1 protein-coding gene and 1 pseudogene are annotated in these 1,684 nt (G+C 68.1%); both read left to right on the forward strand.

Annotated features, from left to right (window positions below; all coding sequences use genetic code 11):
• Positions 1-264 (forward strand): annotated as a pseudogene (locus BN4346_RS47145) (hypothetical protein); the annotation flags it as partial.
• Between the two features lie 82 nt (positions 265-346).
• Positions 347-1,684 (forward strand): PGRS repeat-containing protein (locus tag BN4346_RS49425; RefSeq protein WP_407695177.1); only part of this gene is annotated, 1,338 nt, incomplete at its 3' end.

Here is a 1,684-nt window from a genome sequence, read left to right on the forward strand (position 1 = left end):
ATCTTCAACAGTGTCGGCATCACTGCCACGGGTGTTCCCGTGATTGGAACGATCGAGGCTACCGGTCAGGCGGTGGGTCCGTTGGGGGCGTTGGAGGGTTGGGCGCAGACTGTCGCGTCCTTGTTGGGTTGGGATGGCACGGGGTCGCCAGTGGCGGATGTCACGCCGGCCACCATTCCGGACGGTTTCGATGGTGGCAGCGCTGCGGCGAGCGCGGTCGCGGATATGTCGACCTGGGTGCAGGACCTGTTTGCCGCGCTCTGAGTACCCGAATCAAATCCCCCTCTCTTTCCCTGTTGATGCTTCCCCGGCTCGGTAGAGCTGTTCTCACGAAAGGTGTTCCCCGATGAGTCGTCGCCCCACCCGCAGCCAGCATGGTGCCCACCGCCAGAAGGCGCGCCAGCGCCGTCATTTCGTGATCGGTTCTGGTGGCGCGGCGAGCGCCTTGTTGGCGTTCGGGATAGCCCCGCTCGCGGGCCCGCCAACCGCCCAGGCTGACGAGCTTGACCTGATGCTGGACCCGGTCATTGATTCCCTCTCCAGCATCGACCCCACCCTGGGGGCCGATGTGAGCGCGTGGGTGACGACGCTGGATCCCACCTTCGCCGGGGGGAGTGCGGCATCGGTGGACTCATTGCTCGATGCTGCCGGCGCCGGAGCCTCCGCGTCGACATCGATCGACTATGGCCAATTGTTCGACCAATGGGTCTATGCACCGATTCACACCGGTATGGAGGCGTGGATCACCAGCTCATTCGGTGGGCAGGTCGACCATGCCATTAACCAGATGGCTGGCGTGTATTTGATCGGTAACGGCGCCGATGGGACGGCGACTGATCCCAATGGCGGTGACGGCGGCTTGCTGTTCGGTGACGGTGGGGCCGGCTACGACGCGGCCGCTGACCCGGGTGTGGCCGGCGGTGACGGCGGTGCGGGCGGCCTGATCGGCAACGGCGGGGCCGGTGGTGACGGCGGCGGCGGTGCCCATGGTGGCGGTGGTGACGGTGGCGCCGGCGGCTCCTTCATGGGCGTCGGCGGTGACGGTGGCAACGGTGGGGACGGCGTTGCCGGCACCGGCGTGGCCGGCGCCAACGCCGGTGGTGCTGGTGGTGACGGCGGTAACGGCGCGGGCTGGCTGTTCGGCACCGGCGGCAACGGTGGTGCCGGCGGTAATGGTGCCGACGGCGCCCCCAGCATCCTGGGCGGCCCCTTCCGCCAACTGCTGAGTTACGGCGGTAGCGGTGGTGCTGGCGGGGCTGGTGGTAGCAGTGGGTTCCTGATCGGTGATGGTGGTAAGGGCGGCGACGGGGGTAACGCCGGCAATGGTGGCGCGGCCGCTGACGGCACCGCGGACCACTATGACGGCGGTAGTAACACAATCGCGATGGGCCTCGGCGGCCATGGTGGTAACGGCGGCGCGGGCGGCACCAAAACCTATGGGTCCTTCGGCGAAGCGGGCCAGACCGGTGACGGCGGCAACGGTGGGAACGGTGGCGCTGGCGGTAACGCCTACCAAGACCCCACCACCGGTGCCTACCTCGGCAACGGCGGCAACGGCTCAGCAGCCGGCCAGGGTGGTTCCGGCACTATCGCCGGGAACGGCGGTGACGGCGGGAATGGCGGTGCCGGCCTCAACGGCGGCAACGGCGGTACTGGAGGCCAAGGTAATAACTCGCTTGGGGAC

This window comes from Mycolicibacter icosiumassiliensis, from assembly GCF_900078685.2.
Lineage (GTDB): Bacteria > Actinomycetota > Actinomycetes > Mycobacteriales > Mycobacteriaceae > Mycobacterium > Mycobacterium icosiumassiliensis.